24 protein-coding genes are annotated in these 25,565 nt (G+C 59.6%); 13 read left to right on the top strand and 11 right to left on the bottom strand.

Annotated features, from left to right (window positions below):
- Positions 1-72: 72 nt before the first annotated feature.
- Positions 73-1,749, bottom strand: a complete 1,677-nt coding sequence (phaC, locus tag KGB21_RS04305; protein ID WP_223503789.1) for a class II poly(R)-hydroxyalkanoic acid synthase — start codon at positions 1,747-1,749, stop codon at positions 73-75.
- A gap of 415 nt (positions 1,750-2,164) precedes the next feature.
- Here phaC and KGB21_RS04310 point away from each other — a divergent pair, with 415 nt between their 5' ends.
- The 3 genes from KGB21_RS04310 (at position 2,165) to KGB21_RS04320 (ending at position 4,934) form a co-directional block, all read left to right on the top strand.
- Positions 2,165-3,610, top strand: a complete 1,446-nt coding sequence (locus tag KGB21_RS04310; RefSeq protein ID WP_223503790.1) for a mechanosensitive ion channel family protein — start codon at positions 2,165-2,167, stop codon at positions 3,608-3,610.
- Positions 3,611-3,668: 58 nt separating this feature from the next.
- Complete coding sequence (locus KGB21_RS04315) at positions 3,669-4,493, top strand: alpha/beta fold hydrolase (RefSeq protein WP_223503792.1); 825 nt, start codon at positions 3,669-3,671, stop codon at positions 4,491-4,493.
- A 150-nt stretch (positions 4,494-4,643) separates the two neighbouring features.
- On the top strand, positions 4,644-4,934 hold the full coding sequence (locus tag KGB21_RS04320) for a hypothetical protein (protein ID WP_223503794.1): 291 nt from the start codon (positions 4,644-4,646) through the stop codon (positions 4,932-4,934).
- Positions 4,935-5,112: 178 nt separating this feature from the next.
- On the opposite strand, the gene KGB21_RS04325 is transcribed toward KGB21_RS04320, so the two are convergent.
- From KGB21_RS04325 to KGB21_RS04335, 3 genes are all read right to left on the bottom strand, one after another.
- Positions 5,113-5,694 (bottom strand): hypothetical protein, encoded by a 582-nt coding sequence (locus KGB21_RS04325; RefSeq protein ID WP_223503796.1) that lies wholly within the window; start codon positions 5,692-5,694, stop codon positions 5,113-5,115.
- An 88-nt stretch (positions 5,695-5,782) separates the two neighbouring features.
- Complete coding sequence (locus KGB21_RS04330; protein WP_223503798.1) at positions 5,783-6,187, bottom strand: hypothetical protein; 405 nt, start codon at positions 6,185-6,187, stop codon at positions 5,783-5,785.
- A gap of 131 nt (positions 6,188-6,318) precedes the next feature.
- Positions 6,319-7,353, bottom strand: coding sequence for a sensor domain-containing diguanylate cyclase (locus tag KGB21_RS04335; RefSeq protein ID WP_223503800.1), 1,035 nt, complete (start codon positions 7,351-7,353; stop codon positions 6,319-6,321).
- 217 nt (positions 7,354-7,570) lie between these two features.
- Here KGB21_RS04335 and KGB21_RS04340 point away from each other — a divergent pair, with 217 nt between their 5' ends.
- Entirely contained in the window at positions 7,571-8,569 is a 999-nt protein-coding gene (locus tag KGB21_RS04340; RefSeq protein WP_223503802.1) for a bile acid:sodium symporter family protein, read from the top strand.
- Between the two features lie 90 nt (positions 8,570-8,659).
- Here the strand turns inward: KGB21_RS04340 and KGB21_RS04345 are convergent, their stop codons facing one another.
- Together KGB21_RS04345 and KGB21_RS04350 are read right to left on the bottom strand one after the other, a co-directional pair.
- Entirely contained in the window at positions 8,660-10,447 is a 1,788-nt protein-coding gene (locus KGB21_RS04345; RefSeq protein WP_034150463.1) for an IlvD/Edd family dehydratase, read from the bottom strand.
- A 47-nt stretch (positions 10,448-10,494) separates the two neighbouring features.
- Positions 10,495-11,676 (bottom strand): fumarylacetoacetate hydrolase family protein, encoded by a 1,182-nt coding sequence (locus KGB21_RS04350; protein WP_223503804.1) that lies wholly within the window; start codon positions 11,674-11,676, stop codon positions 10,495-10,497.
- Between the two features lie 114 nt (positions 11,677-11,790).
- On the opposite strand from KGB21_RS04350, the gene KGB21_RS04355 reads away from it, so the two are divergent.
- The 5 genes from KGB21_RS04355 (at position 11,791) to KGB21_RS04375 (ending at position 17,657) form a co-directional block, all read left to right on the top strand.
- Positions 11,791-12,741, top strand: a complete 951-nt coding sequence (locus tag KGB21_RS04355; protein ID WP_223503805.1) for a LysR family transcriptional regulator — start codon at positions 11,791-11,793, stop codon at positions 12,739-12,741.
- A gap of 232 nt (positions 12,742-12,973) precedes the next feature.
- Entirely contained in the window at positions 12,974-14,554 is a 1,581-nt protein-coding gene (locus KGB21_RS04360) for an aldehyde dehydrogenase (NADP(+)) (RefSeq protein WP_223503807.1), read from the top strand.
- Positions 14,555-14,650: 96 nt separating this feature from the next.
- The gene (locus KGB21_RS04365; RefSeq protein ID WP_034150468.1) at positions 14,651-16,033 is read left to right on the top strand and encodes an MFS transporter; all 1,383 of its coding nucleotides are present in this window, start codon (positions 14,651-14,653) and stop codon (positions 16,031-16,033) included.
- Positions 16,030-16,770: an SDR family oxidoreductase gene (locus KGB21_RS04370; RefSeq protein WP_223503809.1), complete on the top strand. Its 741-nt coding sequence runs from the start codon at positions 16,030-16,032 to the stop codon at positions 16,768-16,770. The genes KGB21_RS04365 and KGB21_RS04370 overlap by 4 nt, the downstream gene beginning before the upstream one ends.
- Before the next feature lie 38 nt (positions 16,771-16,808).
- Entirely contained in the window at positions 16,809-17,657 is an 849-nt protein-coding gene (locus KGB21_RS04375) for an ureidoglycolate lyase (RefSeq protein WP_223503811.1), read from the top strand.
- Positions 17,658-17,668: 11 nt separating this feature from the next.
- On the opposite strand, the gene KGB21_RS04380 is transcribed toward KGB21_RS04375, so the two are convergent.
- A complete protein-coding gene (locus tag KGB21_RS04380) occupies positions 17,669-17,962 on the bottom strand; it encodes a hypothetical protein (RefSeq protein WP_223503813.1) in 294 nt (97 codons plus the stop codon).
- A 322-nt stretch (positions 17,963-18,284) separates the two neighbouring features.
- Between KGB21_RS04380 and KGB21_RS04385 the strand changes: the two genes are divergently transcribed.
- Genes KGB21_RS04385 through msrA form a run of 4 tightly spaced genes read left to right on the top strand, consistent with a single transcriptional unit; the run spans position 18,285 to position 22,826 of the window.
- A complete protein-coding gene (locus KGB21_RS04385) occupies positions 18,285-20,381 on the top strand; it encodes an ATP-binding cassette domain-containing protein (protein ID WP_223503815.1) in 2,097 nt (698 codons plus the stop codon).
- 2 nt (positions 20,382-20,383) lie between these two features.
- Entirely contained in the window at positions 20,384-21,445 is a 1,062-nt protein-coding gene (locus KGB21_RS04390) for a glycine betaine ABC transporter substrate-binding protein (RefSeq protein WP_034150473.1), read from the top strand.
- Positions 21,442-22,362, top strand: coding sequence for a homocysteine S-methyltransferase family protein (locus KGB21_RS04395; protein WP_223503817.1), 921 nt, complete (start codon positions 21,442-21,444; stop codon positions 22,360-22,362). Before KGB21_RS04390 ends, KGB21_RS04395 begins: the two co-directional genes overlap by 4 nt.
- Positions 22,359-22,826, top strand: a complete 468-nt coding sequence (gene msrA / locus KGB21_RS04400) for a peptide-methionine (S)-S-oxide reductase MsrA (RefSeq protein ID WP_223503818.1) — start codon at positions 22,359-22,361, stop codon at positions 22,824-22,826. The genes KGB21_RS04395 and msrA overlap by 4 nt, the downstream gene beginning before the upstream one ends.
- A gap of 100 nt (positions 22,827-22,926) precedes the next feature.
- Here msrA and KGB21_RS04405 read toward each other — a convergent pair whose 3' ends face one another.
- The 4 genes from KGB21_RS04405 to KGB21_RS04420 form a co-directional block, all read right to left on the bottom strand.
- Positions 22,927-23,376 (bottom strand): hypothetical protein, encoded by a 450-nt coding sequence (locus KGB21_RS04405; RefSeq protein WP_223503820.1) that lies wholly within the window; start codon positions 23,374-23,376, stop codon positions 22,927-22,929.
- Between the two features lie 157 nt (positions 23,377-23,533).
- On the bottom strand, positions 23,534-24,373 hold the full coding sequence (gene yghU / locus KGB21_RS04410; RefSeq protein ID WP_223503822.1) for a glutathione-dependent disulfide-bond oxidoreductase: 840 nt from the start codon (positions 24,371-24,373) through the stop codon (positions 23,534-23,536).
- A gap of 62 nt (positions 24,374-24,435) precedes the next feature.
- A complete protein-coding gene (locus tag KGB21_RS04415) occupies positions 24,436-24,738 on the bottom strand; it encodes a DUF1330 domain-containing protein (protein ID WP_034150478.1) in 303 nt (100 codons plus the stop codon).
- Between the two features lie 108 nt (positions 24,739-24,846).
- A complete protein-coding gene (locus tag KGB21_RS04420; protein ID WP_223503824.1) occupies positions 24,847-25,515 on the bottom strand; it encodes a type 1 glutamine amidotransferase domain-containing protein in 669 nt (222 codons plus the stop codon).
- Positions 25,516-25,565: the final 50 nt, after the last annotated feature.

The following is a 25,565-nucleotide window of genomic DNA, read 5'->3' on the forward strand; positions in this document are numbered from 1 at the left end:
CTGCTGTCATTGGGCTGAAAACCAGGAATGGATGGGGCGCCCGCTACAGGCGCCCGTCCGATGATTGCAGGTTCAGCGCAAGTGCACGTAGGTACCCGGCGCAGCCTCAGCAGCGGCATAGGCCTTGTTGCCCAGTTTAGCCGGAGCCTTTTTGTGATCGCCCGAGCGTGCCTGCAACCAGGCCAACCAGTGGGGCCACCAGGAGCCTGCCTGTTCACTCGCAGCCTGCATCCACTCCTGAGCCTCGGCGGGCAAATCGTTGCCGGTCATGAAGCGCGCCTTGGGGTTGCCTGGCGGGTTGAGGATGCTTTGGACATGCCCGCTGTTGGACACCACGAACTCGCCCTGACCGCCGAACAGTTGCATGGAGCGGTAACAGGCGTCCCACGGCGTGATGTGGTCGGTTCGGCCGGCGATGCAGTAGAAGTCACTGGTGACCTGACCGAGGTCTATCGGTGTGCCGCAAACCTCCATGGCACCGGCGCGGGCGAGCGGATTGGTCTGGTACATGTCAATGAATTCGCCATGCAGCGTGGCGGGCAGGTTGGTGGTGTCGTTGTTCCAGTAGAGGACATCGAATGCCGGCGGCTCGTTGCCGAGCAGGTAGTTGTTGATCCAGTAGTTCCAGATCAAGTCATTGGGGCGCATCCAGGCGAAGACTTTGGCCAGTTCGCGACCCTTCAGCACGCCAGTCTGATAGGAGCGGCGCTTGGCGGCCTCTAGAGACTTCTCATCGGCGAATAGACTGACCTGGGTGTCGGGGCGTATGTCCAACATACTGACCGCCAGGGTAAAGGCATTGACCTTCTTCTCGTCCAGGGCCGCGTAGTGGCCCAACAGCGAGGACAGGGTGCAGCCCCCGGAACAGGCTCCGAAGGTGTTCAGGTCAGGGCTGCGGGTGATCGCAAGAACCGCGTCGATCGCTTCCTTCAGCGCTTCTACGTAGCTGGACAGACCCCATTCACGCTGTGCCTTGCCCGGATTGCGCCAGCTGATAGCGAAGGTCTGGATACCGCTGTCGAGGAGAAAACGGATCAGGCTCTTCTCCGGCGTCAGATCAAACAGGTAGAACTTGTTGATCTGTGGCGGCACCACCAACAACGGACGCGCCTGTACCTGCTCGGTACGGGGCTTGTACTGGATCAACTCCAGCACCTCATTGCGAAACACCACCGCGCCTTCGGTGATGCCCAGATTGTGGCCCACCTCGAAAGCCGTCTTGTCCACCTGACTGGGCATGCCGCCGTTTTCAATCAGGTCCCGGGTCAACTGCGAGAGACCATCCAGAACGCTCCTGCCGCCGGTTTCAAGCAAGCGCTTGAGTGCTAATGGGTTGGCCAAGGTGTTGGTCGGTGCCATCGCCTCGGTCAGCAGGCTAATGACGAACTGACCACGCTGAGCGTCCTGTTCGCTGAGGTTGCTGGTGCTGATCCAGTCGTTCATTTCCTGGCACCAGGCCAGGTAAGTCTTCATGTAGCGACGGTATAGCGGGTTGCGCTGCCAGGTATGTTCGTCAAAACGCTTGTCTCCCGCCGCTGGCTTGAGCTGCGAGCGGTCGAGTAGAACATTTTTTAGCTCAACGCCGAATGCAACCATATGCCGAGCGCTATGCACGGGTTGCTTCAACACTTGTTGCAGGACCATGCGGGCGGTGCCGAGCAGGTCGCGCCGTCGAGGACTGAACACCGGATTCAGGCTCAACGTGTGCATGGCAGCTTGCTGGGAGAGGTCTTTATTTTTCTTGTTCATTGTGACACCCGATAGGACACCCAAAACGGGCGCCCGGAAGTTGTATGGCTGCGGGCAAGCGAACGGACATTGTGGCGGCTGAGCCAGCCGCAGGAAGGCAGGGCTCGCCGCGCAGATTTTGAGAAGTTAATAGACGGGGGGACGGCAAACATTTCATTTGGCGACAATGCTTTTTCAATTCATGACAATCCACGACCTTTGATCGGGCATCGCACAGGACCAACAAGGTGCATCGCAAAAGCGCATCGCTATCCGGGCATGAAACTTCCCGATTGGCGGGACCTATCGGTTTGCCGATTGGCAGCCATACTTTTGCGTCAACAGGCTTGAATTCGGCGTCGCTCCCGGTGGGCGCTGCGGTGGTGCGCCGAATAAAGGCGATCTTCCGGTCATTGAACTGCGCTGGAGGTGCTTGATGCTGTCCTTGTTCTCTGAACGTCCATTGATATGGGGCCTGGCCTTGATCCTGATCGATATGGTGATGTGGCGCGTGGTCGGTTCCCACCGGTACAACTGGAAAGTGCTCGCGCGTCTGGTCATTTTTTCGTTGTACAGCGTGCTGTTGTTCCACGAAGGCTTGAGCCCATGGGAGCCGGCGCCCTTGATCGATGATGCGCCGCTGCAATTTGCGCACACGGTGCTGCAGATCATCTGGTGGCTGTTCGGCGCGCGTACGCTCACGGTGATGATCGGCTCCGTGATGATGTATCGGGTTGGGCACGCCGGCCGGTTACTCCAGGACTTGCTCGGCGCGGTGATTTTCCTGGTCGCGGTGATCGCCGCGCTGGCTTATGTGCTCAACCTTCCGGTCAAGGGCGTTCTGGCGACGTCCGGTGCCTTGGCGATCATCGTCGGTCTGGCCCTGCAAAGCACACTCAGCGACGTATTTTCCGGAATCGTCCTGAACACCACCAAGCCCTATCAAATCGATGACTGGATCGCCATCGACGGCACCGAAGGCCGGGTGACCGATATCGATTGGCGTGCCACGTTCCTGCAAACCTCCCAAGGCAGCATGATCGTGATCCCGAACTCGATGGCAGCCAAAGCCAAGATCACCAACTTCAGTCGGCCCAGTGACATGTTCGGCGTTTCGATCAGTTTGTTGATCAGCCCGCAGGTGCGTCCGAACAAGGTGTTCGATGCACTTGAGCGTGCGGCCCAGGGGTGCCGCATTCTGCTGACCAAACCGGCACCCAAGGTGACGATCAAAAGTACCGGCAGCAATGGCGTGGAGTACGAAGTCAGCGGCTTCGTGGTGTCGATGGATCAGAAGCGCACGGTGCGCAATCAGATGTACGATCTGGCGTACCGGCATTTGCTGGCGGCCGGTGTCAGCTGGATCTCGACCATCGAACAGAGTGCGCCCGCGCGGCTGTCGCGAGCCAGGGCCTTGCTGGACCACACCAGCATTTTCTCGGGTAACTTGAGTGAGGAAGACAAGGACCACGTCAGCCAGAACATGACCCTGCAATCCTTCAATCCCGGCGAAATCATACTGGCGGGCGGGCAGGTCAGCTCGGAGTTGTACATCATTGAGTCCGGCGTGGTGACGGTGGCCTTGTTCCGTGCTGACGTCAAATTCGAAGCCGGGCGCATGGGGCCGGGGGAGGTCATCGGCGAAGGCGGGATCGTCTCGGGAACGGCGCTGCCGGCGGAGTTCGCCGCACTGACTTTTTGCAATCTTTACCGGATCGAACGGGATTATCTCCAGCCGTGCATGGAGGCTCGCCACGAGATGTGCCAAGCGATGAAGGCGTTGCTGGATTTCCGCTTGCAGATCGCCCATACGATGACTCAGGAAGAGCCAAAGGCCATCGAGAAAAAAGGTTTCCTGCAGTGGTTGCGCAGCCGGGTGTGAGAGGGATCATCTGCACGCCAGACGTTGTCTTAGCTGGGGGCAGACCAAGGGGGAAACCATGACAACGCAAAAATTAACCGTTAAAGACTTGCAGTTGAACGTTTCAATCCGCGGCCAAGGTTCACCGCTGCTGATGCTCAACGGCCTGGGTGGTTTGATCCGTACCTTCGATCCCCTGCGCAATGAACTGGAGGACTACAGGACCATTACACTGGACGTGCCCGGGGTCGGCAAATCGCAAGTGCCCCGCTGGCCGATGCGCCTGCCGCGCCATGCCGACCTGATCGCCGAGATGCTCAAGCAATTGGGAATTGACCAGGTCGATGTGTTCGGCGTGAGTTGGGGTGGTGCATTGGCGCAAGAATTTGCCCTGCGTTACCCGAGCATGGTGCGCCGGCTGATCCTCGCGGCGACGTCGGCCGGCCCGGCGATGCTGGTGAAGCCCGCGGACATCCTGGATTTTTTTGGCAGGAGCAAAAACGCCAAATTGCGCAAGCAAGAAGGCTCGCGCCATTCGATACAGACGCTGCTGCGCTTCGGTGTGGTGAACGGCATGCTCACGGCCAACCCGCGAACCTATTACCACCAGCTCACCGCCCTGGTCGGCTGGACCAGCCTGCTGCGGCTGTTCCGTTTGCGCCAGCGCACGCTGATCCTCACCGGCGAACGCGACACCCTGGTGCGGCTGTACAACGCGCACATCCTGCGCCGCACCATTCGCCGTGCCGAACTGCACGTCTTGCAGGGCGAGGGGCATTTTTTCGTGGTGACCAGCGCCAGGCGAACTGCCGAAGCGATACGCGAATTCCTCTGCCAGCAGCACCCGGATGAAGTGCCCGCGCCGATGATCACCAACAGCATGTTCAAGCCACACCTGCTGTAATCCGATATGGCTGCGGGCGAGCGAGCGAGCGGGCAGGGCGATTCAAAACGGGCTTCTGACGAGCCGCTTTTGCGGGGCCTGCTATAGTCAGTCCGAGCGGCTCAAGGCAGTAGCTGCAGGGTAATAAGTTATCTACTCGGGAGTTTGATTATGCGAATCGTAACCGCCGCGGTGTTCACATTCCTTTTATCCCTGGCATTGCCAACGGTGTCCTTTGCCGGTTCGGATTGTGACGATGCGGGCAGTGCAAGTGACGTCAGAAACTGCTTAAAAAACAACAACGATCAGAAAGGCAAAGGCAATTGCAATGACAATGGCAATTGCGGCAAAGCCAAGGCCAAGGCCAAAAACAAGGATTACGATGACGATCACTCGGTCAGTTGCATGGAGATCAATAACCTTGCCTTGCGCCGTGAGTGTCTAGACCGGCGCAGGAATTGAATAAAGGAATTGCAGCTGCAAGCGAAAAAACCAGCGCTGCGCTGCTTTCCTTCCAACCCAAGAAGGCATGGCGTGACTACTGATGTGGTCACGTCCACTGGTTGTTCTGAAAAGGTGAAACATGTCGCCCGGAGGGGGGAGCCATGTTAATCAGGAAAGTACCTTCAGGCTTTTTATACTACGTTAGCTCAAGTCGCTCTAACGCATAGTCCTTTCCTGCCAGGGTCAGTTCAAAAATCGTGGCGCCGAAGGTACCCCTTGTCACTTTTTGCCTCACCAGCCGTTTGGCTTGGAGTTGTTTTAGGCCGGCTTCGACTTCTAACGTGCTGAGTGAGACAAGCTTGCAAATTGAGTTTAAGTTAGCCACTTTTCTGAAGTTCGCATGATAGGCCAAAGCTTCCATCAATAGCGTCTGGTTATCTGTCAGCTGTGGAAAGTGAGGGTTGTTCTTTTTGTAAACTTTTCGTTCTATTTCGTGTAACTCGCCGTAAGCTCCATCAGTCATGCGTGCGTAGTAAATCGCAACAGACAGAGTGCTGATTAAAATCGCGATAATCATCAGTAGCGACCAATTCGGCACTGGCGATTCCAGCAAAAGCCAATCCCAAAAACTTAGCAGCCAGCCCGTTGCATCTGCCAACAACGTCAGGTCAAGGTACGTGTCGAGTAGATTTATAACAGCCCCGGCGACAAGGAAAATTCCTGCCGAGCAGGCCATGGCCTTGAGCATGAACGGGGAATGGTTGCCTTGTGTTGCCATGCTACTCGTCTCTGGGTTAGAAACAGATGCTATCAGCATAGCAGTGGAAAATTCGCGAGCGAGCCGCTAAACCTCTTGCCTGAAGTCCTTAAAATAGCCTGGTGATTTGATTCAGGATCCGATCCTGGGTTTGCGTACTCGGCCTGTTGCGATAAGCCACTGCGAAAAAAGCAACGCCTTCGTAGTCGCAGCGAATCGAAAAAGTCATACCTTCACGCAACCCATAGACTGATCTGTCTCCTGTCTCTACAAAATATCTCGCTTTTGTAAGAGCCGCTCTTGCGTGCTCCATGCAGCCGGTTTGGCTAAATGAGTGTTGCAGCCAACTCGTAGTGACACGCACAGAAGACGTTTCGCTGTCGTCGATAGGAGGGCGAGTAATTTCTTTAGGTGCAGTCATGCTCTCGTCGCTGGTGCAAGCGGTCAGCCCCACTGAGATAACACCCAGTAAAAAACCAAAACGAACTCTCGAGTGCTGAAGTGGATTTCGCATCGTGGGGCGTTCCTGTGACGATCTGCAATGAATGAATTGGCGATTACTACGTAATAGCGGATTTCTGATCTTTTGCTACCTGTGTTCAGTCATTGCGACGAGACGCGACTCGCCCCATAGCTGACCTTGTCCTATACCCGTTGACGATTTCGCTGCTGTTTCACCTTATACATCTCGCGGTCTGCCAGTTTTGTAGCCTCGTCCACAGTCATGCTGCCCGGGATCACTGCCACCACCCCGACGCTCGCGCCGGTATATTGAATATCACCCAGATCGTGGCCCAGCTCATATCGCCCAATCGTCGCTTGGGACAGGCGATCTTGAAGCAGTTCGGCGGCATGTCGCATGTCTTCTGCCAGGTCCGAGTGTTGGGAGGGTGTGCCCAAGGCGATCACGATGAACTCATCACCGCCAGTACGCCCGATGATGTCGCTGGTTCTAAGGCCATGCTGCAATTGGGCGGCCACGCTGCGCAGTAGCTGGTCTCCAGCCAGGTGGCCGCGGGTATCGTTGATGAGCTTGAACCCATCCAGATCGATGACACCCATGAGTATGTATTTGTGCTCCCGCTGGGCCAGGGCGAACAGGCGCGCGGCATCGTTTAGTATCGCGCGCCGGTTGGACAGGCCGGTGAGTGGATCGGTCAGGGCCAGCTTGGTCAACTCGGCGTTGGCAGCCTGGAGTCGCTCAACCAGCAGCCCACGTTCAAGAGAATATCCGAGCAACCCTGACAGCAGCATCAGCAACGGTTCCACTTCAGGAGAACGGGCCACCCGATCCGAGCTGGCGGCGCATACCGTACCCAGCACTTGCCCATCCTGGGATCTGATGGGCGCGCTCACGTAAGTCCTGATGCCCAGGGCCGCGGCGGCCTCCGAATCGCTCCAACATTCGGCCACGTTATCCGAGTACATGCGATTCTCGTCCAGCGCCCGCTTGCACAGAGTATCTGTCCAAGGCACGACCAGCCCTTCAGGAATCACCATGTCACCGACGTTGCGCGCGAACTCGACACGCTGGACTCCCTCGTCGGTATTAATGGTCGTCAGATAGGTCGACTCCATACCGGTTACCTTGCTGAGCAGGGCCAGCAAGGGACGCGTCAGCTGCTCCAGGGTTTTGGCTTTTGGAAGGGTATCGGAGAGAAGAGAAAGAATCTGATCCATTTGGGCGTGCCGATATCTAAAAGGTAGTGTTTCAATTATCGACTAGTCAGCGGATTACTGAACAGGGCAGGGCTCCTGCAAACTGATTGATCGATAAATCCACAGGGCTGCCGTTATCTGTCCTTTAGCCGACATCCACTGGCTTATTAGCGTTAGTCGGCAATCACCCACCGCGTTACAGTCGTCGTCACGTTCCCGGCAATCCTGGATGATCCTGATGACTCGCCCTCGTTTTTTACCCGACAACTTCACCCTGACCCTGATCGGTGTCGTGGCTCTCGCCAGTTTGCTGCCCGCCAGCGGTCAGGTCGCGGTGGGCTTTGGCTGGCTGACCAACAGCGCCATTGCCCTGCTGTTTTTTCTGCATGGCGCCAAGCTGTCGCGCGAGTCGATCATCGCCGGTGCCGGTCATTGGCGCCTGCATTTGTTGGTGTTCAGTCTGACCTTTGTGCTGTTCCCGCTGCTCGGCCTGGCGCTCAAGCCTGTGTTGTCACCGATGATTGGTGCCGATCTGTACATGGGCATGCTTTACCTCTGCGCGCTGCCCGCCACGGTGCAGTCGGCGATTGCCTTTACCTCTCTGGCGCGCGGCAATATTCCGGCAGCGATTTGCAGTGCGGCGGCCTCCAGTCTGTTCGGGATTTTTCTCACGCCACTGCTGGTGACGTTACTGCTGAACGTGCACGGCGACGGCGGCTCGACCGTCGATGCGATATTGAAAATCAGCGTGCAACTGTTGCTGCCGTTCATTGCCGGACAAATAGCGCGGCGCTGGATCGGCGCTTGGGTAGGGCGCAACAAGAGCTGGCTGAAGTTTGTGGATCAGGGTTCGATTCTGTTGGTGGTCTACGGGGCTTTCAGCGAAGCGGTGAACGAAGGCATCTGGCATCAGATTCCGTTGCGGGATCTGGCCGGACTGGTGGTCGCTTGCTGTGTGGTGCTGGGGCTGGTGTTGGTGGCTTCTACGGTGTTGGGCAAAGCGTTTGGTTTCAATCAGGAAGACCGCATCACCATTTTGTTCTGCGGTTCGAAGAAAAGCCTGGCCACCGGCGTGCCGATGGCTCAGGTTCTGTTCGCCGGCAGCACCATCGGCGTATTGATCCTGCCGTTGATGCTGTTCCATCAGATTCAGCTGATGGTCTGTGCGGTCCTCGCTCAGCGCTATGCAAATCGCAAGGAGTCGGTGGCCGAACTGATGGGGCAAGTCGATCCTTGAGGCTTGAGAGGAGCCGGGATTTGAATCCCGGCTCAAATCAGTCTTGCTGTGCTCGGTACTGACAAGCGCTTGCTGAGTAGTGAGCGACCATCAGTGCGAATGCCGCGGCTCACCGCCACTGCGCGCAATAACCCGCATGTGCAAGGTGGCCGGTTCCAGGCAGCCGCCAGTGGACAGCTGCCCCACTAGTTGCCGGTACAGCTCCTGCCACGGGGTTTGCGAGGCGGGGATATTCGGCGTCCACTCGGCGCGGCGGCGCTCCATTTCGGCTTCATCCACCAACAGGTTGACCGAACGTGCGTTGAGGTCGACACGCAGACGGTCGTTGGTTTTCAGCAACGCCAAACCACCCCCCACGGCCGCTTCCGGCGACATGTTGAGGATCGACGGGCTGGCGGAGGTGCCGCTCTGGCGACCGTCGCCCAGGCACGGCAGGGAATCGATGCCTTGCTTGATCAGCGCCGCCGGAGGCGCCATGTTCACCACTTCCGCGCTGCCCGGGTAGCCCACGGTGCCCGCGCCACGAATCACCAGGATGCAACGCTCGTCGATATCCAGCGACGGGTCGTCGATGCGCGCGTGATAGTCCTCCGGACCTTCGAACACGATGGCCCGTGCTTCGAAGCTGTTTTCCGCACCGGGTTCAGACAGATAGGTCTTGCGAAACGCTTCACCGACCACCGACATTTTCATGATCGCGCTATCGAAGAAGTTGCCGCTGAGCACGATGAAACCAGCGCGATGTTTGAGCGGCGTCTCGAAGGGATAGATCACGTCGGCGTTGCTGGTCAGGCTGCTGCTGACGATTTCGCCGATGGTCTTGCCGCTGACCGTGGCGCAGTCTTCGTGCAGGCGCCCGGCTTTTTGCAGTTCATGCATCACCGACGGCACGCCGCCCGCGCGGTGGAAGCCTTCGCCCAGGTACTTGCCCGCCGGCATACAGTTGACCAGCAGCGGTACGTCTTCACCAATGCGCTGCCAGTCATCGAGGCTCAGCTCGACGCCCATGTGCCGGGCGATGGCGATCAGGTGAGGAGGGCAGTTGCTCGATGCGCCCAAAGCCGAGGCGACGGCGATGGCGTTCTCGAACGCCTCGCGGGTCATGATTTGCGAGGGTCGAACATCCTGCATCACCAGTTCGCAAATACGCTTGCCGGTGGCGTAGGCCATTTGCCCGCGCTCACGATAGGGCGCCGGAATACTCGCGCAACCCGGTAGCGACATGCCCAAGGCTTCGGCCAAGGCGTTCATCGAAAGGGCGGTGCCCATGGTGTTGCAGTGACCGACCGAGGGCGACGCCGCGGTGGTCATTTCCATGAAGCCTTCGTAATCGATTTCACCGGCGGCCATCAGATTGCGCGCATGCCAGAGCACGGTGCCGGAGCCGATCAGCTCACCCTTGTGGTGGCCGTCGAGCATCGGCCCGCCGGACAGCACAATGGAAGGCAGGTCGGTGGTCGCAGCAGCCATCAGGCAGGCCGGGGTGGTTTTGTCGCAACCGGTAGTGAGTACGACGCCGTCCAGTGGATAGCCGTGGAGGATCTCCACCAGGCCCAGGTACGCCAGGTTGCGGTCCAGCGCGGCCGTCGGCCGACGGGACTGTTCGGCAATCGGGTGGACAGGGAATTCCATGGGAATGCCGCCGGCGTCACGAATGCCGGCCTTGACCCGCTGCGCCAGTTCCAGGTGATGGCGGTTGCACGGGGTCAGGTCGCTGCCGGTCTGGGCGATGCCGATGATCGGGCGGCCCGATTGCAGCTCTTCGCGGGTCATCCCGTAGTTCATGTAGCGTTCGACGTACAGGGCAGTCATGTCCGCGTGGGCAGGGTCGTTGAACCATTGCTCACTGCGCAGGCGGCGCTTTGGGGTGTCACTCATGGTCGGGTCTCTCTTGTAATTGGATGAATCGACAATCCGGCGTGTCTTCAGCGGGCGAGCAGTCCCCGGGACGCCAGGTTGCGCAGCAAGGCACTGACGCCAAAGGTCCAGGGCGCGGCCTCGGAGCTGTGGGTCACCTGGTTGTGCAGGCTGCCGAGCAACGGGCTGCTGATGCTGACCCGGTCGCCTAATTTGTGGGTGAAACCACTGCCGGCATGATCGCGATCCTCGGTGGGGGCGAACAGAGTACCGAGAAACAGCAGGAAACCATCAGGGTATTGGTGATTGGCGTTGAGCGTCTGGCCGGCCAGGTCTTGCGGATCACGGCTGATCTGGCTCATGGAGCTGGAGCCCTGCATCCGGTAACCGTCCTCGCCCAGGACTTCCAGGTCGACCACGCAAGCGCGCACATCGTCCAGGCTGAAGTGCTCGTCGAACAGGCGAATGAACGGCCCGATCGCGCAGGACGCATTGTTGTCCTTGGCCTTGCTCAACAACAGCGCACTGCGGCCTTCGAAATCCCGCAGGTTGACGTCATTGCCCAGGGTCGCGCCATGGATCTGGCCACGGCTGTTCACGGCCAGCACCACTTCCGGTTCCGGGTTGTTCCATTGCGAGCCGGGATGAATGCCAATGCGGCTGCCACTGCCGACGGCGGCGAGAACCGGTGCCTTGGTGAAGATTTCTGCGTCCGGGCCAATGCCGACTTCGAGGTATTGCGACCACATGCCTTGTTCGATCAGCAAGGCTTTCAAGCGCATGGCTTGTTCGGAGCCTGGAACGATCGAGCGCAGGTTGTCACCGATCACGGCTTGCACGGTAGCGCGCACGGCTTCGGCCTTGGCCGCGTCACCGCCGGCTTGTTCCTCGATCACGCGCTCGATCATGCTGGCGGCGAAGGTCACGCCAGCGGCCTTGATCACTTGCAGGTCCAAGGGCGGCAGCAGATAAGGTTTGGCGGGATCAGAATTGGAACCGCTGTTGGCCAGCAGGGCTTCGATGCTGCAAAGGAAGATGCCGGGCGTCTCGCGCACCGCCGACAGTGGCGCCTCTGATTCCAGCAAATCACTCAAGGTCGCGAAACGCTCCGACAGGTCGAACACGCCGTCAGCGCGCAGGACGATGGGCGAAGGCCCGGCGATCTGGCCGGGAACCCAGGCGCGGCCAATCAAGGTACCGGCTACGCCGTCGACCGGCAGGGTGTTTTCGGGAGTAAGCAGTAGCGACATGGCGAATCTTCCTGGTTCGTAAAGCCTTCACGCTAGGGCGGGCAGTCGATAAACTCCAATGAGATATATTCAGTATTCGATAACGTCTGGTTATTGCCGCCCAAAGGAATGCCCATGTCCGATCTGTCCTTCTCCAGCTTCTGTGGCTGGCTCAAATTCCGCCATCTGCTGCTGATCGACACCCTGGGGCGCACGCGCAACATGCACCTGGCGGCGCAGCAGATGAACCTAAGCCAACCGGCCATCAGCAAGATGCTCAAGGAAATCGAAAGCCTGCTCGGCTTCGCGCTGTTCGAACGGCAACCCCGGAGCATGCCGCCTACGGCGCTGGGCGAGCACGTGTTGCGCTACGCGCAGATCGCCCTGAACGATGCCCGCTCGTTCGTCGAGCAGATCAGCAGCCTGCGCGAAGGGGGTCATGGTCATCTGAAGATCGGCGGGATTTTCGCCGCCACGGCGGTGGCCTTGCCCGAGGCCATATTGCAGATCAAGCAACGCTGGCCCTTGCTGTCGATTGAGGTGGTGGAGCAAACCAGTAATCACCTGATGGAAATGCTTGAAGAGAAAAAGCTCGATCTGGCGGTCGCCCGTTTCACCGAGCAAAGCCAGCAGCAGCGCTATGACTTCCAGCCTTTGGCGCCGGAGCCGTTTTGCATCGTGGTCAACAGCAGCCATCCACTGGCTGACGCCGGGCCGACTTCTTTACAGCAATTGGTGGATCTGCCGTGGATTCTCTACCCGGTCGGCACGCCGATTCGCGGGCGCATGGAACTGGCGTTCGCCGAAGCGGGGGTGAGGATGCCAAGGAACACGGTCGATACCATTTCCATGCAGACCTTCCTTCAGGTTTTGCGGCGCGGGCCGATGATCGGGATGCTGCCCAATGCCATGGTCAATCCGCTGCTTGAGAGCGGTCAGCTGAAGACGCTGGATACACCGTTGCATCTGGTGCCGCAGGACTACGGCATCCTCACGCGCAAAGGCGAGCACCTGGTTGGCGCGGCTTTGGAATTTGCCGAGATACTCAAGGAAAACGCCCGGCTGGCTCGCGATTTGGCTGGCTGAAATGCGCGCCGAAATCTGTAGGAGCCGGCTTGCTGGCGATAGCGGTCTCTAATGTGCCTTCTGTGTCGAATTATCGGGCGCCATCGCCAGCAAGCCGGCTCCTACAGGTCAAAAAACGCGTAGCTTTCTCGATAACGGTTCGTTATCGGTTAATCCAAAAATGCCATTGGGAAAGAATCGGTTCGCGACAGTAGAGTATCGACCAGCTTCCAATCACGGTCAGGAGACTGTCATGCCCCAACTGTCCGGACACAATTTCATCGCCGGTGGCCGCAGCGCCGCCGGATCGGTGGTGCTGCACAGCGTTGATGCGACAACTGGAGAAGCACTGCCTACGGCCTTCATTCAGGCAACGGTCGAGGAAGTGGACGCCGCTGCCACGGCTGCCGATCAAGCCAGCCCGATCTACCGCAACCTGCCCGCCGCACGCCGTGCCGAATTCCTCGACGCGATCGCTGCTGAACTTGATGCACTGGGTGATGATTTCGTCGCCCTGGTCTGCCAGGAAACCGCTTTGCCTGCGGCGCGCATCCAGGGTGAACGAGCCCGCACCAGCGGCCAGATGCGCCTGTTTGCCCAGACCCTGCGCCGCGGTGATTTCTACGGTGCGCGCATCGATTTGCCGCTACCCGCGCGCCAACCCCTGCCTCGGGGCGATCTGCGCCAATGCCGCTTGGGCGTCGGCCCGGTGGCCGTGTTCGGTGCCAGTAACTTTCCGTTGGCCTTTTCTACCGCCGGTGGCGATACCGCCGCCGCGCTCGCGGCTGGCTGCCCGGTGGTGTTCAAGGCCCACAGCGGCCATATGGCAACCGCAGAGCGAGTGGCCGAAGCGATCATTCGCGCCGCCGAAAAAACCGCGATGCCGGCCGGCGTGTTCAACATGATCTTCGGTGCCGGCGTCGGTGAGGCGTTGGTCAAGCATCCGCTGATTCAAGCGGTCGGTTTTACCGGTTCGCTGAAGGGCGGCAGGGCGTTGTGCGACATGGCCGCCGCTCGCCCGCAGCCGATCCCGGTGTTCGCCGAGATGAGCAGCATCAACCCGGTGCTGGTCCTGCCCGAAGCCCTGCACGTCCGCGGCGAGCGTATCGCCAGCGAACTGGCCGCGTCGGTGGTCATGGGCGCGGGTCAGTTCTGCACCAACCCCGGCCTGGTCATCGGTATTCGCTCACCAGCGTTCAGCCACTTCGTGAAGGCACTCGCTGCTTTGATCGCCGATCAACCGGCGCAAACCATGCTCAATGCCGGCGGCCTGCGCAGTTATGTGCACGGTTGCGAAGCCTTGCTGGCGCATCCGCGGCTCATGCACTTGGCGGGACAGAAGCAGCAGGGCGATCAAGCCCGGGCGCAATTGTTCCAGGCCGACGTCAGCTTGCTGTTGACCGGCGATGAGTTGCTGCAAGAGGAAATTTTCGGCCCGGCCACCGTGGTGGTTGAGGTGGCGGATCGAGCGCAATTGTTAGCTGCACTGCAAGGTTTGCGCGGGCAACTGACCGCGACCCTGATCGGCGAAACGGCCGAACTGGAGCAATCCGCCGACCTGGTGGCCGTGCTTGAACAAAAAGTCGGACGCGTATTGGTCAACGGCTATCCCACCGGTGTGGAAGTCTGCGACGCGATGGTCCACGGCGGCCCTTGGCCGGCCACGTCTGATGCCCGTGGTACTTCGGTGGGCACCTTGGCCATCGATCGTTTCCTGCGCCCGGTGTGCTACCAGAACTTCCCCGATGCCTTGCTCCCCGAGGCCCTGAAGAACAGCAATCCACTGGGGCTGACGCGCCTGGTCAACGGAGAAAAAACCGCCCAGGCACTGTAGTCATCATTGCTCCGCCGCCGAGTGAATCGCTCACTCGGCGTGACCCAACTTCGATAAAAACAATCAGGCATGTCCACATGCCCAGGGGTTACCTTAATGCAAACGATATCCGAGCATTTGCCCGCGCAGGCGCAAGCCAGCGAACTCGATTTTGAAGACCGCACTTACCGCAAAGTCATCTGGCGCATCCTTCCCGTGCTGCTCCTGTGCTACATGGCGGCGTACCTGGACCGGGTCAACATCGGCTTTGCCAAGCTCGACATGCTCAACGAGCTTTCATTCAGCAACACCGTCTATGCCTTGGGCGCCAGTATGTTTTTCTGGGGCTATTTCCTGTTTGAAGTGCCGAGCAACCTGCTGCTGCATCGCTACGGCGCGCGCTTCTGGATTGCCCGGATCATGTTGACCTGGGCCGTGATCTCCATGGCCGTCGCGTTCACCGTGCCGCTGGCAGGGTTCTTCCATATCGAATCGAGCACCATGTTCTACGTGCTGCGCTTCCTGCTGGGTATCTGCGAAGCCGGCTTCTTCCCGGGTGTGATTCTGTACCTCAACTACTGGTTCCCAACCCATCGGCAAAGCCGTGTGATGTCCGGGTTCCTGATGGCCATGCCGATCAGCCTGACACTGGGCGGGATCCTCTCCGGCTGGCTGATGAACAGCATGCAAGGCGTGCAGGGTATGTCGGGCTGGCAGTGGATGCTGATCATCGAGGGCATTCCGTCAATCATCATGGCGTTTGTCGTAATCGTTTGCCTGGCCAACAACATCGACTCCGCCAAATGGCTGTCGGCTGCCGAAAAAGCCTTGCTCAAGGCCAACCTGCAAACCGATAACCAGGGCAAGGCGTCACGCCTGAGCGAAGTATTCTTCAACCCGCGAGTGTGGTTGTTGGTGCTAATCCTGCTGACCTTCAACACCGGCTTCTACGGTCTGGCGTTCTGGATGCCATCAATCATCAAAAGCACCGGTATCACCAATAGCCTGCACATCGGCTTGCTGACCGCCATTCCCTACGCCGTGGCGGTGGTCGCGATGCTGCTCAACGCACGGCATTCCAACCGCACCGGCGAGCGCCGCATGCACGCCGCGATTCCTGCGTTCATCGGCGGGCTGGGGCTGATGCTCAGTGCCTACTTCGCCGACAACCTGGTGCTGTCTATCCTGTTCCTCAGCGTATCCGCCTCGGGGATTCTCAGCCTGATGCCGATTTACTGGACCTTGCCGGGGACCGTGCTGTCGGGCGTCGCTGCTGCAGCAGGCATCGGCATGATCAACGCCTTCGGCAACCTGTCCGGTTTCACCGGCTCGATGATCACCGCCGTCGCGGAAAACCTCACCGGTAACATCAATAACGGCACCTACGTGTTGGCCCTGTGCCTGTTCGTCAGCGGCGGATTGATCCTGGCCATCCCCGCGTCGATGCTCGGCAGAACCCCGAAAACCGCGACCACCAGCGCGAACCTGGAGACGGCATGAACCTGCAAAACAAACGGGTGCTGGTCACGGCGGCCGGGCAGGGCATTGGCATGGCGAGCGCCATTGCCTTTGCCCAGGCGGGCGCCGAAGTCTTTGCCACTGACATCAATATCCAGGGGCTTGAAGGCGTCGAGGGCATCACCGCCCTCACGCTGGACGTGACCTCGGCCAATGCCATTAGCGAAGCCTGTGAACGTATCGGTGGACTGGACGTGTTGTTCAACTGCGCCGGTTACGTCCACAGCGGCAATATTCTCGAATGCGACGAAGCGGCGTGGGCACGCTCGATGGATCTGAACGTCACGGCCATGTACCGCATGATCCGTGCCTTTCTGCCGGGCATGCTGGAACGTGGGGGCGGCTCGATCATCAACATGTCATCGGTGGTTTCCAGCGTCAAAGCGGTGCCCAACCGTTTTGCCTATGCTGCAAGCAAAGCCGCAGTGGTGGGATTGACCAAGGCTGTCGCTGCGGACTTTATCGGCCAGGGCATTCGCTGCAACGCGATTTGCCCCGGTACCGTGGAGTCGCCGTCGCTGCGCCAGCGCATTGCCGCGCAGGCCGCACAACAGGGCGTCGACGAAGCAAAGGTTTATCAGCAGTTCCTCGACCGCCAACCCATGGGTCGAATCGGCAGCGCCGCCGAGATCGCCCAGTTGGCCTTGTACCTGGGCAGTGATGCGTCGACCTACACCACCGGCGGCGTGCACGTCATCGATGGCGGCATGAGCATCTGAAACCCGGTTTGCACTTTCAGTTTGAGCAGGAGAAACACATGAAACTGTTGCGTTATGGCGAAAAAGGTTCGGAGAAGCCCGGCCTGCTGGATGCTGATAATCAGATCCGCGACCTCTCGGGCCACGTGGCAGATATCGCCGCTCAAGTCCTGAGCCCGGAAAGCCTGGCCGCGCTGGCCGCCATTGATCCGGCCAGCCTGCCGCTCGTTGTCGGCAAGCCACGTATCGGCGCTTGTGTAGGGCAGGTCGGCAAGTTCATCTGCATCGGCCTGAACTACGCCGACCACGCGGCCGAGTCGAACATGGAAGTGCCGAAAGAACCGATCATCTTCAGCAAATGGACCAGCGCCATCTGCGGCCCCAACGACAACATCGAAATCCCGCGCGGCTCGGTCAAGACGGATTGGGAAGTGGAACTCGGCGTGGTCATCGGCAAAGGCGGGCGCTACATCGATGAAGCGAACGCCATGGAACACGTCGCCGGCTATTGCGTGATCAATGATGTGTCGGAACGCGAATGGCAGCTGGAGCGCGGTGGCACCTGGGACAAGGGCAAGGGTTTCGACACCTTCGGCCCGCTCGGTCCATGGCTGGTGACCCGCGATGAGATCGCCGATCCGCACTCACTGGACCTGTGGCTGGAGGTTGATGGCCACCGCTATCAGCAAGGCAACACCCGCACGCTGATCTTCAATGTGCCGCAATTGATTGCTTACCTGAGCCGTTGCATGAGCCTGCAACCGGGCGATGTGATTTCCACCGGTACGCCACCGGGCGTGGGCCTGGGTATCAAGCCCAATCCGGTATTCCTGCGCGCGGGTCAGACCATGCGCCTGGGCATCGCGGGCTTGGGTGAGCAACAACAAGTGACCGTGCAGGCGGATTGACGCGCCTGCGATCAATGCCTGCACTCCGCCAACACTACCTGGCAGGTGTTCGGCGTGCCACCGGATCGCCCGGCATAGCGCATGCAATTGTCCATGGATTTTTTGCGCGCCATGCTCATGGTGTTGCCCCAGGCCAGGCCGCCTTCACCAGCCGTAGGCAGGGCTTTTGCGTAGCAGCTTGAGCCTACGGTGGTATAGCGAGACGTGGAGCTCTTGCCTGCACATCCGGCGGTGAGCGCCAGGTTGAGGACAAGCAAAGAAGGGAAGATCCAGGACGAGCAGTGCAACGCTGTTTTTCCGGTCATCCCGTTTCCCCTGTATCAACCGACTAGAGGCGAATGTGTGCTGCCGTTGCACTCAGCGTAGACGGTGTCCCGCTTCAGGAGCGGTGGGCCTGCGCAAAGCCTTATGCCAGAGCCATTTCTTACCAACCACAGAAGCCTAAGCTAATTCCAAAATAGTATTTATATAAGTTTTTTAAGATCGTTTAGCTTTATGTCATCAGAAGCGCCGCACTTCACGTCCGGCGCTTTTTTTGCGTCGGGCTAACCGTTTTTGGTCACAGCCCGAGACTCACTTTTTCCAACCCGTAAGCAAGCTTTTATGGGTCGTTGGCCGGGAGTTCCTGTGACAGTCATACAAACCCCTTTGGCACTGGACCGGATCGCGTCCGGGCAAAGACCGCTACAGCCGGACGATCACGCAAATGACGGCGATGTGGTGCTCGAATTGCGGGATGTCACCAAGACCTATCTGCGCAAAAAAGGCACGCCGGCGTTACCTGCGGTCAGCAATGTCAGCTTGAAGGTACGTCGCGGTGAAGTGATGTGTCTGATGGGGACTTCTGGAAGCGGCAAGTCAACCTTGCTGCGACACATCAACCGTTTGATCGAGCCCAGCAGCGGCGAAGTGCTGATCGAAGGTGAGGCCATCAGCGGTCTGAGCAGCAAGGCTTTGCGCACACTGAGATCGCGACGCATCGGTATGGTGTTCCAGCATTTCGGCCTGCTGCCCCATCGCACCGTTCTGGACAACGTCGCGTTGCCGCTGGAGTTGTGCGGCGAAGCGGAATCCGCCCGGCATGCGGCCGCCGCGATTCAGTTGAAAGCCGTTGGGCTGGACGGGTGGGGCGAGCACTATCCTCACGAACTGTCCGGGGGCATGCAGCAACGGGTCGGGTTGGCCAGGGCGTTGGTGACGGAACCGGACATCCTGCTGATGGACGAGCCGTTCAGCGCACTGGACCCGACGATCCGCCGCGACCTGCAAAGCCACTTTCTCTCCATCGCCCGTGAACGCGGGATCAGCACCTTGCTGGTCACCCATGATCCGGCCGAGGCCATTCGCCTGGCTGACCGCATCGCGGTGATGCGCCAGGGTCGCCTGGTGCAGCTGGGCACGCCGCAACAACTGCTTGAGCAACCGGCCGATGCTGAAGTCGCGGACTTTTTCCGCGACCACCTTCCAGCCTCGACCGCCCCGCGCAGCTTGAACAGCAGCGGTCTGCAAACGTCACAAGGTGAACGTCGCGAGCAGCCTTCCTCCCCTGGCTTGCCGTGGTGGCAAGCGCTGTTGCTGGGGCCGGCGGCCTTGGCAGCACGGGGTAAGGGCGGCTTGTTCTGGGGCACGTTTGCCGTAGAACTTGCGGCATTGGCTGCCTTGGGGCAGGGCTTTGCCGGCTCGTCGTGGCTGGCGATTGTGGCGGCGTTGCTCCTGCTGGTCGCCAGCCGATTCACCGCTGTCTCGATGAGTCGACATGCGCTGCGTCGGGGCGTTTCCGGTTGGGCGCTGCCGCTGGGCGTACTGCTGGTTTCGCAAGCGTTGGTGATCTGGCGCGTCGTGACCCCGGACACCGGTCACGTGCTGTTGCAGTTCCCGGTCAACCGGCAGGCGCTGCTGTTGACGGCGCAGAGCATCGACGAGTTTATCGGCTGGTCGCAAGTCACCTTCGAAACGGCGTTCGTGGGTGTGATCGTTGCCGTTCGCACGGTCATTGAAGGGGTGGAAAACGTGCTCGGCTGGCTGCCATGGCCGGTCTCGGCACTGGCCCTGGTATTTCTGGCCTGGCGCTCTGCGGGCCTGGCGTTGGCGCTCACCAGCAGCGCTGCCTTGTTATACATCGGCCTGTTCGGCTTTTGGGAGCGCACCATCGCCACGCTGGCACTGGTGGGTTCGTCGGTGCTGATCGCCCTGATCATTGGTGTTCCCACCGGCATCTTGCTGGCCAAGCGGCCGCTGGTACGCCGGCTGATCACGCCCTTGCTGGACGTCATGCAGACCCTGCCGACCTTCGTCTACCTGATTCCAGCGGTAGCGTTCTTTTCCGTCGGCAAGACCCCTGCGGTGATCGCGACGGTGATTTTTGCCCTGGCCCCAATGATCCGTTTGACGTCGCTGGGCATTCAGGAAGTGCCCAAGGATGCGGTCGAAGCCGCCGTCGCCCACGGTGCCAGCCCATGGCAAACCCTGATCAAGGTGCAGCTGCCGCTGGCTCGCCGTTCGTTGTTGTTGGGGATCAACCAGACCATCGTCATGAGCCTGTCGATGGTCGTCGTTGCTGCACTGATCGGCGCCGGCGGCCTCGGTTACGACGTCATGACCGCGTTGCGCAACATCAAGGGCGGAGAGGGCGTGCTGGCCGGCGTCGCGATCGTCCTGTGTGCGCTGATCCCGGATCGAATCATTCAATCGAGCTTGCGCAAGCAAGACCACCTCTACCACTGACAGTGAGAATTATCGTGAAGACACGCCTATCGCGCACCTTGGGTACGACTGCATTACTGGCCTCCGTGATTGCCTCCGGCGCGGCCATGGCCAAGGACAAAATCGTCATTGGCGAGCAAAACTGGACCGGTGCCATCGCCATTCAATACATCCTCGGCGAAGTGCTTGAAAGTCGCTTGGACGCCGATGTTTCCTACCTGGCTGGCGATGTCCCGGTGTTGCTCAGCGCCGCCTCGAAAGGCGATGGTTCAGTGGATGTCTTGACCGACATCTGGTTGCCCAATCAGTCCGCCGCCTGGGCCAAGTACGTCACCGGTGGCACCCGCTCACTGGTCCCGAACAGCCACCCGTACGCGGGTGAGCAAGGTTTCTATATCCCGGGCTATCTGCAAGACAAGTACGGGGTCAAATCGGTCTACGACCTGAAGAAACCGGAAGTGGCCAAGCTGTTCGAGCCACTGGGCGGTGGCAAGGCACAATTGCTGGTGGGGCCAGCGGGCTGGGAGTCGACTTACATCGGTCAAATCAAGGCCAAGGATTACCAGTTCGCCGATAAATTCGAGGCGGTCTCCACTGAAGCCTCCGTGACCTATTCCAAGTTGTCCGCGGCGTACAAGGCTGAGCGTGGCGTGGTGTTCTATGCCTACACCCCAGACTGGATTTTCTCCGCTTTCGACCTGCGTCGCCTGGAAGAGCCTGCGTTTGACGGTTACGCCCAGGACAACAAAAAAGATGATCCGCTGTACAAGGCCGACGGTTGCTGGAAATTCATCAGCCCGACGGTTGATCCGGACTGGCTGAACAAGAGCCGCATCACCTGCGCGTTCCCGGATGCCAAAGTCCACGTCCTGGCCTCCGTTGCATTGCAGAAGCGCGCACCGAAAATTGCCGAGTTCCTGCAAAACGTCGCCATCGAGCCGAAGCAGCTCAACGAGTTGATTCTGAAGATCGAAAAGGAAAAGCAGCCGGCTGACGTTGCCGCGAAGGCCTGGGTCAAGGCGAACGGTGCCACGGTTGATCAGTGGCTGGCGGGTCCGACGCAGAAAGTGAGCGTGAACCAATGACCCAATCGTCAGTGCGTTTGCTTGATGGCGGCATGGGGCGGGAGCTGCAACGTATCGGCGCGCCGTTCCGGCAACCGGAATGGTCGGCGCTGGCACTGATCGAATCGCCGGATTTCGTGCTGCAAGCGCATCGGGCGTTCATTGCCGCCGGTGCCCGGATCGTCACCACCAACAGCTACGCGGTGGTGCCGTTTCATATCGGCGATCAGCGCTTTGCCGAACAGGGCCGTTCGCTGGCCGAGCGGGCCGGACGCCTGGCTCGCCAGGCAGCCTCGGAAAACTCCGAGCCGGTCACGGTGGCCGGCTCACTACCGCCGGCCCTGGGTTCCTATCGCCCGGACCTGTTCGATCATCAGCGCAGCGTCGAAATCCATCGGCAGTTGATTGCCGGGCTGCAAGATCAGGTGGATGTCTGGCTGGCGGAAACCCAGAGCTCCATCGCGGAAGTGCGTGCAGTCGTCGAAGCCTTGGGCGTAGATCCCAAGCCTTTGTGGCTGTCCTTTACGCTGCTTGATGAGGCCGACGGAGCGCCACGTCTGCGCTCTGGCGAACCGGTGGCCGATGCGGTGCAAGTGGCTGCCGGGCTGGGCGCCAAAGTAGTGCTCTTCAACTGCAGTCAGCCAGAAGTCATGACGGCTGCATTGGCGCAAGCCCAATCGGTCATCCAGCGCCTTGGCAAAAGTATTGAGCTGGGGGTTTACGCCAATGCCTTTCCACCCGTCAGTACCCAGGCCAAGGCCAACAGCACCTTGCTCGAAATCCGTGCTGACCTGACCCCCGAGTCTTATCTGCACTGGTCAAGGTCATGGGTAGCTGCGGGTGCAAGCATCGTCGGAGGTTGCTGTGGTATCGGGCCTGAACATATCGCGCAGTTGCACGAGCATCTGCTGCCGCAAAAAGAGGCTGTTAGCGTATGAGTGATTCGCAAAAAGACGTATTTGTTGAACAGGCGACGTTTGGTGCCGGTTGTTTCTGGGGTGCCGAGGCGTCATTCAGAGCCTTGCCAGGCGTGCTCGACAGCCGCGTCGGCTTTGCCAGCCCGGCCGGTGATGAGGCGGTGTCCATCGAAGTGGTCCAGGTCGACTTCGACACCCGGGAAATTCCCTACAGCCGCCTGATCGAGCATTTCTGGACACTGCACGATCCCACCTCGATTGATCGCCAGGGCGCCGATGTCGGCGTGAAATATCGTTCGGCATTGTTCTTCAATTCAGCCCGCCAGGCCGACGACGCGCAAGCCGCGAAACAGCAGCTCGACGCCTCGGGGCAATTGGGCAAACCCGTGGCCACGGTGATCGTGCCGTTGGGTGAGTTTCAACTGGCGGATGAAGATCATCAGCAGTATGTGGAAAAGCACGGAGGGAGCAGCTGTTCGATTTGAATGCACGTAAAATCTCAACTTCACATTTAAACCGTGGCGAGGGAGCTTGCTCCCGCTGGGCTGCGCAGCGGCCCCAAAAGATCGCAGCCTGCGGCGGCTCCTACAGGTTTGTGCCCTGCTTGATATCCCCGCAAAAAATATCGACGTTGCCATCGGTCGCGGTGGTGCGCACGAGGATGGAGTATTCACCGGCAAGCAAGGTCTGCAATGGCACCGGTGCGCTTCTTGAGAATGCCCAGCCGCGGATCGGTTGGCGTTCGGTGTTGACTCGATCATTCATGGCGTAGGCGACTGGCCCGGGTTGCTGGCAGCTGCCTTTGTTGATGAAGGAATAAAGGCGCAAGGGCAGTACCACTCCACTGGGCGCACCACTGATGAAGAAGCTCAGCCCGGTCTGTTTGTCCCACTCGGACAACACGACATTGCCGATCTGACCGATGTTTTGCCGGGTGGCCACCAACGTAACGTTAACGCTCTGGTTGGAAGACGTGGTGCAACCGAAAAGGCTGGTGGTGACCATCAGCGCTGCCAGTGAGTTTTTGAGTTTCATTGCCAACCTCCGGTGATGAAGGGATGTACGCGCACTTGTAGGAGCTGCCGCAGGCTGCGATCTTTTGACTTTGATCTTCTTGGGACCGGTGGAAGATCAAGATCAAAAGATCGCAGCCTGCGGCAGCTCCTACAGTAAAGCCGGACGTATGCGTTGATCAGCCTAAGTCGTCCGCATGATGCCGTTCCGGCACCTGGCTTTCCTCATCGCCCCACGTCCGGTTGACGCGCTGGCCACGGATGACCGCAGGCCGTTTGGCGATTTCTTCCGCCCAGCGCTGCACGTGGGTGTATTGGTGGGCCGATAGAAACTCGGCAGCCGAGTACACGTTATCCCGCACCAATTGGCCGTACCAGGGCCAGACCGCGATGTCGGCGATGGTGTAATTTTCACCGGCCAGGTAAGGGCTTTCAGCAAGGCGGCGGTCGAGGACGTCCAGCTGCCGCTTGGTTTCCATCGTAAAACGGTCGATCGGGTATTCGAGTTTCTCCGGCGCGTAGGCGTAGAAATGCCCGAATCCGCCGCCCAGGTAGGGTGCCGAACCCATCTGCCAGAACAGCCAATTCAGGGTTTCGGTGCGTCCTGCGAGATCGGTGGGCAGGAAGGCGCCGAACTTTTCCGCCAGATAGAGCAGGATCGAACCGGACTCGAAGACACGGATCGGTGGCTCCACGCTGCGGTCCAGCAGCGCCGGGATCTTCGAGTTCGGGTTGATCTCGACAAAGCCGCTGGAGAACTGATCACCTTCGCCGATGCGGATCAGCCAGGCATCGTACTCGGCGTCGCTATGCCCAAGCGCCAGCAGTTCCTCCAGCAGGATGGTCACCTTCACGCCATTGGGCGTGGCCAGTGAATACAACTGCAATGGATGCTTGCCGGTTGGCAGCGTCTTTTCATGGGTCGGGCCGGCAACAGGGCGGTTGATGCTGGCGAATTGGCCACCGGATGGAGCGTTGTTTTTCCAGACCTTGGGAGGAACATAAGACGCTTTGCTCACGAGATGGACCTCATAGTGTGTTGACTGTGTTGGCGCAGACCGCTGGCGTTTGCGTTGGGTGTTTATGCCGGTGTGACATCGCTGCCTTCAACCAGCAACATCCGGTACTGCGCGCCCTTCATGCGATGCAGTCGCGCCTCCTGATAGGCAGGGCTGTTGTACCACGCGCGCGCGGCGGCCATGTCGGGAAAACGCAGGATCGCGACGCCTTCCGCCGCCGAGCCTTCCAGCACTTCGAGCTGGCCATAGAAGGCGAGGCGGGTGATGTCGTGGCCCGTTCGGGCGGCTGGCGCCTTCTGCGCGTACTGCTGCATTTCTGCTTCGTTGGTTGTCGTTTCGCGGATGAAAATAACATAAGCGGACATGCTTAAAACCTCAGTGTTTGTACAGGTTTTGTCTCTGGCTTTTCGAGACTGAAGACCCGGCCAGATGCCTTCGAACAGCTATCTGGCCGGGCTCGCCCATGACGATGATTAGCGCAGCGCCTCGATAATCGCTTTTGCCAGCGGGCCGCCCGAAGCCGGGTTCTGGCCAGTCAGCAGGCGGCCGTCGACCACGACCTTTTCCTGCCACACATCGGCCGACGAATACTCGGCACCCTCGGCGCGCAGGGCATCTTCCAGATTGAACGGCACATCTGCCTGTGCGTAGCCAGACTCTTCATCATTGGAGAACGAGGTCAGCTTGCGTCCGCGGACCAATGGGCTGCCATCTTCCTGTTTGACGCCAAGGAATGCCGCCGGGCCATGGCAGACAGCTGCCACGATTTTGCCGCCGTTCCAGGCACGTTCGACAGCACGTTTCACGTCCGAGTCATTGGCGATATCCACCATCGGACCGAGGCCACCCGGGAAGAAAATGGCGTCGTAGTCGAGCACATCCACTTCCGATAACTTGCGGCTGTTAGCCATGCGGCGGATCGCCAGGCTATTACGGAAGGCGAGCTGCGAAGGATCGCTTTCATCGTAGCCATCTTCCGGCGGTGTACCGCCCAGTGGCGAGGCGTATTCCACCGCTACGCCTGCTTCGGCGAAGACCTCGTAAGGGTGGGCGACTTCAGGGAAGAAGTAGCCGGTGCGGCGTTGGTTGGGGCCGATTTCGGCAGCGTTGGTCAGAATGAACAGTACGTGTTTGATGCTCATGGCGAACTCCTTGACGAGGGATTGGGCAGAACCTTTTGGTTGGCCTAACT

The organism is Pseudomonas sp. GL-RE-29 (genome assembly GCF_019947275.1).
In the GTDB taxonomy this organism is placed as follows: Bacteria; Pseudomonadota; Gammaproteobacteria; order Pseudomonadales; family Pseudomonadaceae; genus Aquipseudomonas; species Aquipseudomonas fluorescens_A.

What these genes read in the sequence shown, in the direction of transcription:
- KGB21_RS04420 (WP_223503824.1), bottom strand. Translation starts at nt 25,515, where the DNA reads ATGAGCATCAAACACGTACTGTTCATTCTGACCAACGCTGCCGAAATC.
- KGB21_RS04360 (WP_223503807.1), top strand. Translation starts at nt 12,974, where the DNA reads ATGCCCCAACTGTCCGGACACAATTTCATCGCCGGTGGCCGCAGCGCC.
- KGB21_RS04330 (WP_223503798.1), bottom strand. Translation starts at nt 6,187, where the DNA reads ATGCGAAATCCACTTCAGCACTCGAGAGTTCGTTTTGGTTTTTTACTG.
- KGB21_RS04365 (WP_034150468.1), top strand. Translation starts at nt 14,651, where the DNA reads ATGCAAACGATATCCGAGCATTTGCCCGCGCAGGCGCAAGCCAGCGAA.
- KGB21_RS04320 (WP_223503794.1), top strand. Translation starts at nt 4,644, where the DNA reads ATGCGAATCGTAACCGCCGCGGTGTTCACATTCCTTTTATCCCTGGCA.
- KGB21_RS04325 (WP_223503796.1), bottom strand. Translation starts at nt 5,694, where the DNA reads ATGGCAACACAAGGCAACCATTCCCCGTTCATGCTCAAGGCCATGGCC.
- KGB21_RS04405 (WP_223503820.1), bottom strand. Translation starts at nt 23,376, where the DNA reads ATGAAACTCAAAAACTCACTGGCAGCGCTGATGGTCACCACCAGCCTT.
- KGB21_RS04380 (WP_223503813.1), bottom strand. Translation starts at nt 17,962, where the DNA reads ATGACCGGAAAAACAGCGTTGCACTGCTCGTCCTGGATCTTCCCTTCT.
- KGB21_RS04315 (WP_223503792.1), top strand. Translation starts at nt 3,669, where the DNA reads ATGACAACGCAAAAATTAACCGTTAAAGACTTGCAGTTGAACGTTTCA.
- KGB21_RS04350 (WP_223503804.1), bottom strand. Translation starts at nt 11,676, where the DNA reads ATGTCGCTACTGCTTACTCCCGAAAACACCCTGCCGGTCGACGGCGTA.
- KGB21_RS04335 (WP_223503800.1), bottom strand. Translation starts at nt 7,353, where the DNA reads ATGGATCAGATTCTTTCTCTTCTCTCCGATACCCTTCCAAAAGCCAAA.
- KGB21_RS04310 (WP_223503790.1), top strand. Translation starts at nt 2,165, where the DNA reads ATGCTGTCCTTGTTCTCTGAACGTCCATTGATATGGGGCCTGGCCTTG.
- phaC (WP_223503789.1), bottom strand. Translation starts at nt 1,749, where the DNA reads ATGAACAAGAAAAATAAAGACCTCTCCCAGCAAGCTGCCATGCACACG.
- KGB21_RS04355 (WP_223503805.1), top strand. Translation starts at nt 11,791, where the DNA reads ATGTCCGATCTGTCCTTCTCCAGCTTCTGTGGCTGGCTCAAATTCCGC.
- KGB21_RS04345 (WP_034150463.1), bottom strand. Translation starts at nt 10,447, where the DNA reads ATGAGTGACACCCCAAAGCGCCGCCTGCGCAGTGAGCAATGGTTCAAC.
- KGB21_RS04415 (WP_034150478.1), bottom strand. Translation starts at nt 24,738, where the DNA reads ATGTCCGCTTATGTTATTTTCATCCGCGAAACGACAACCAACGAAGCA.
- KGB21_RS04340 (WP_223503802.1), top strand. Translation starts at nt 7,571, where the DNA reads ATGACTCGCCCTCGTTTTTTACCCGACAACTTCACCCTGACCCTGATC.
- msrA (WP_223503818.1), top strand. Translation starts at nt 22,359, where the DNA reads ATGAGTGATTCGCAAAAAGACGTATTTGTTGAACAGGCGACGTTTGGT.
- KGB21_RS04375 (WP_223503811.1), top strand. Translation starts at nt 16,809, where the DNA reads ATGAAACTGTTGCGTTATGGCGAAAAAGGTTCGGAGAAGCCCGGCCTG.
- KGB21_RS04370 (WP_223503809.1), top strand. Translation starts at nt 16,030, where the DNA reads ATGAACCTGCAAAACAAACGGGTGCTGGTCACGGCGGCCGGGCAGGGC.
- KGB21_RS04395 (WP_223503817.1), top strand. Translation starts at nt 21,442, where the DNA reads ATGACCCAATCGTCAGTGCGTTTGCTTGATGGCGGCATGGGGCGGGAG.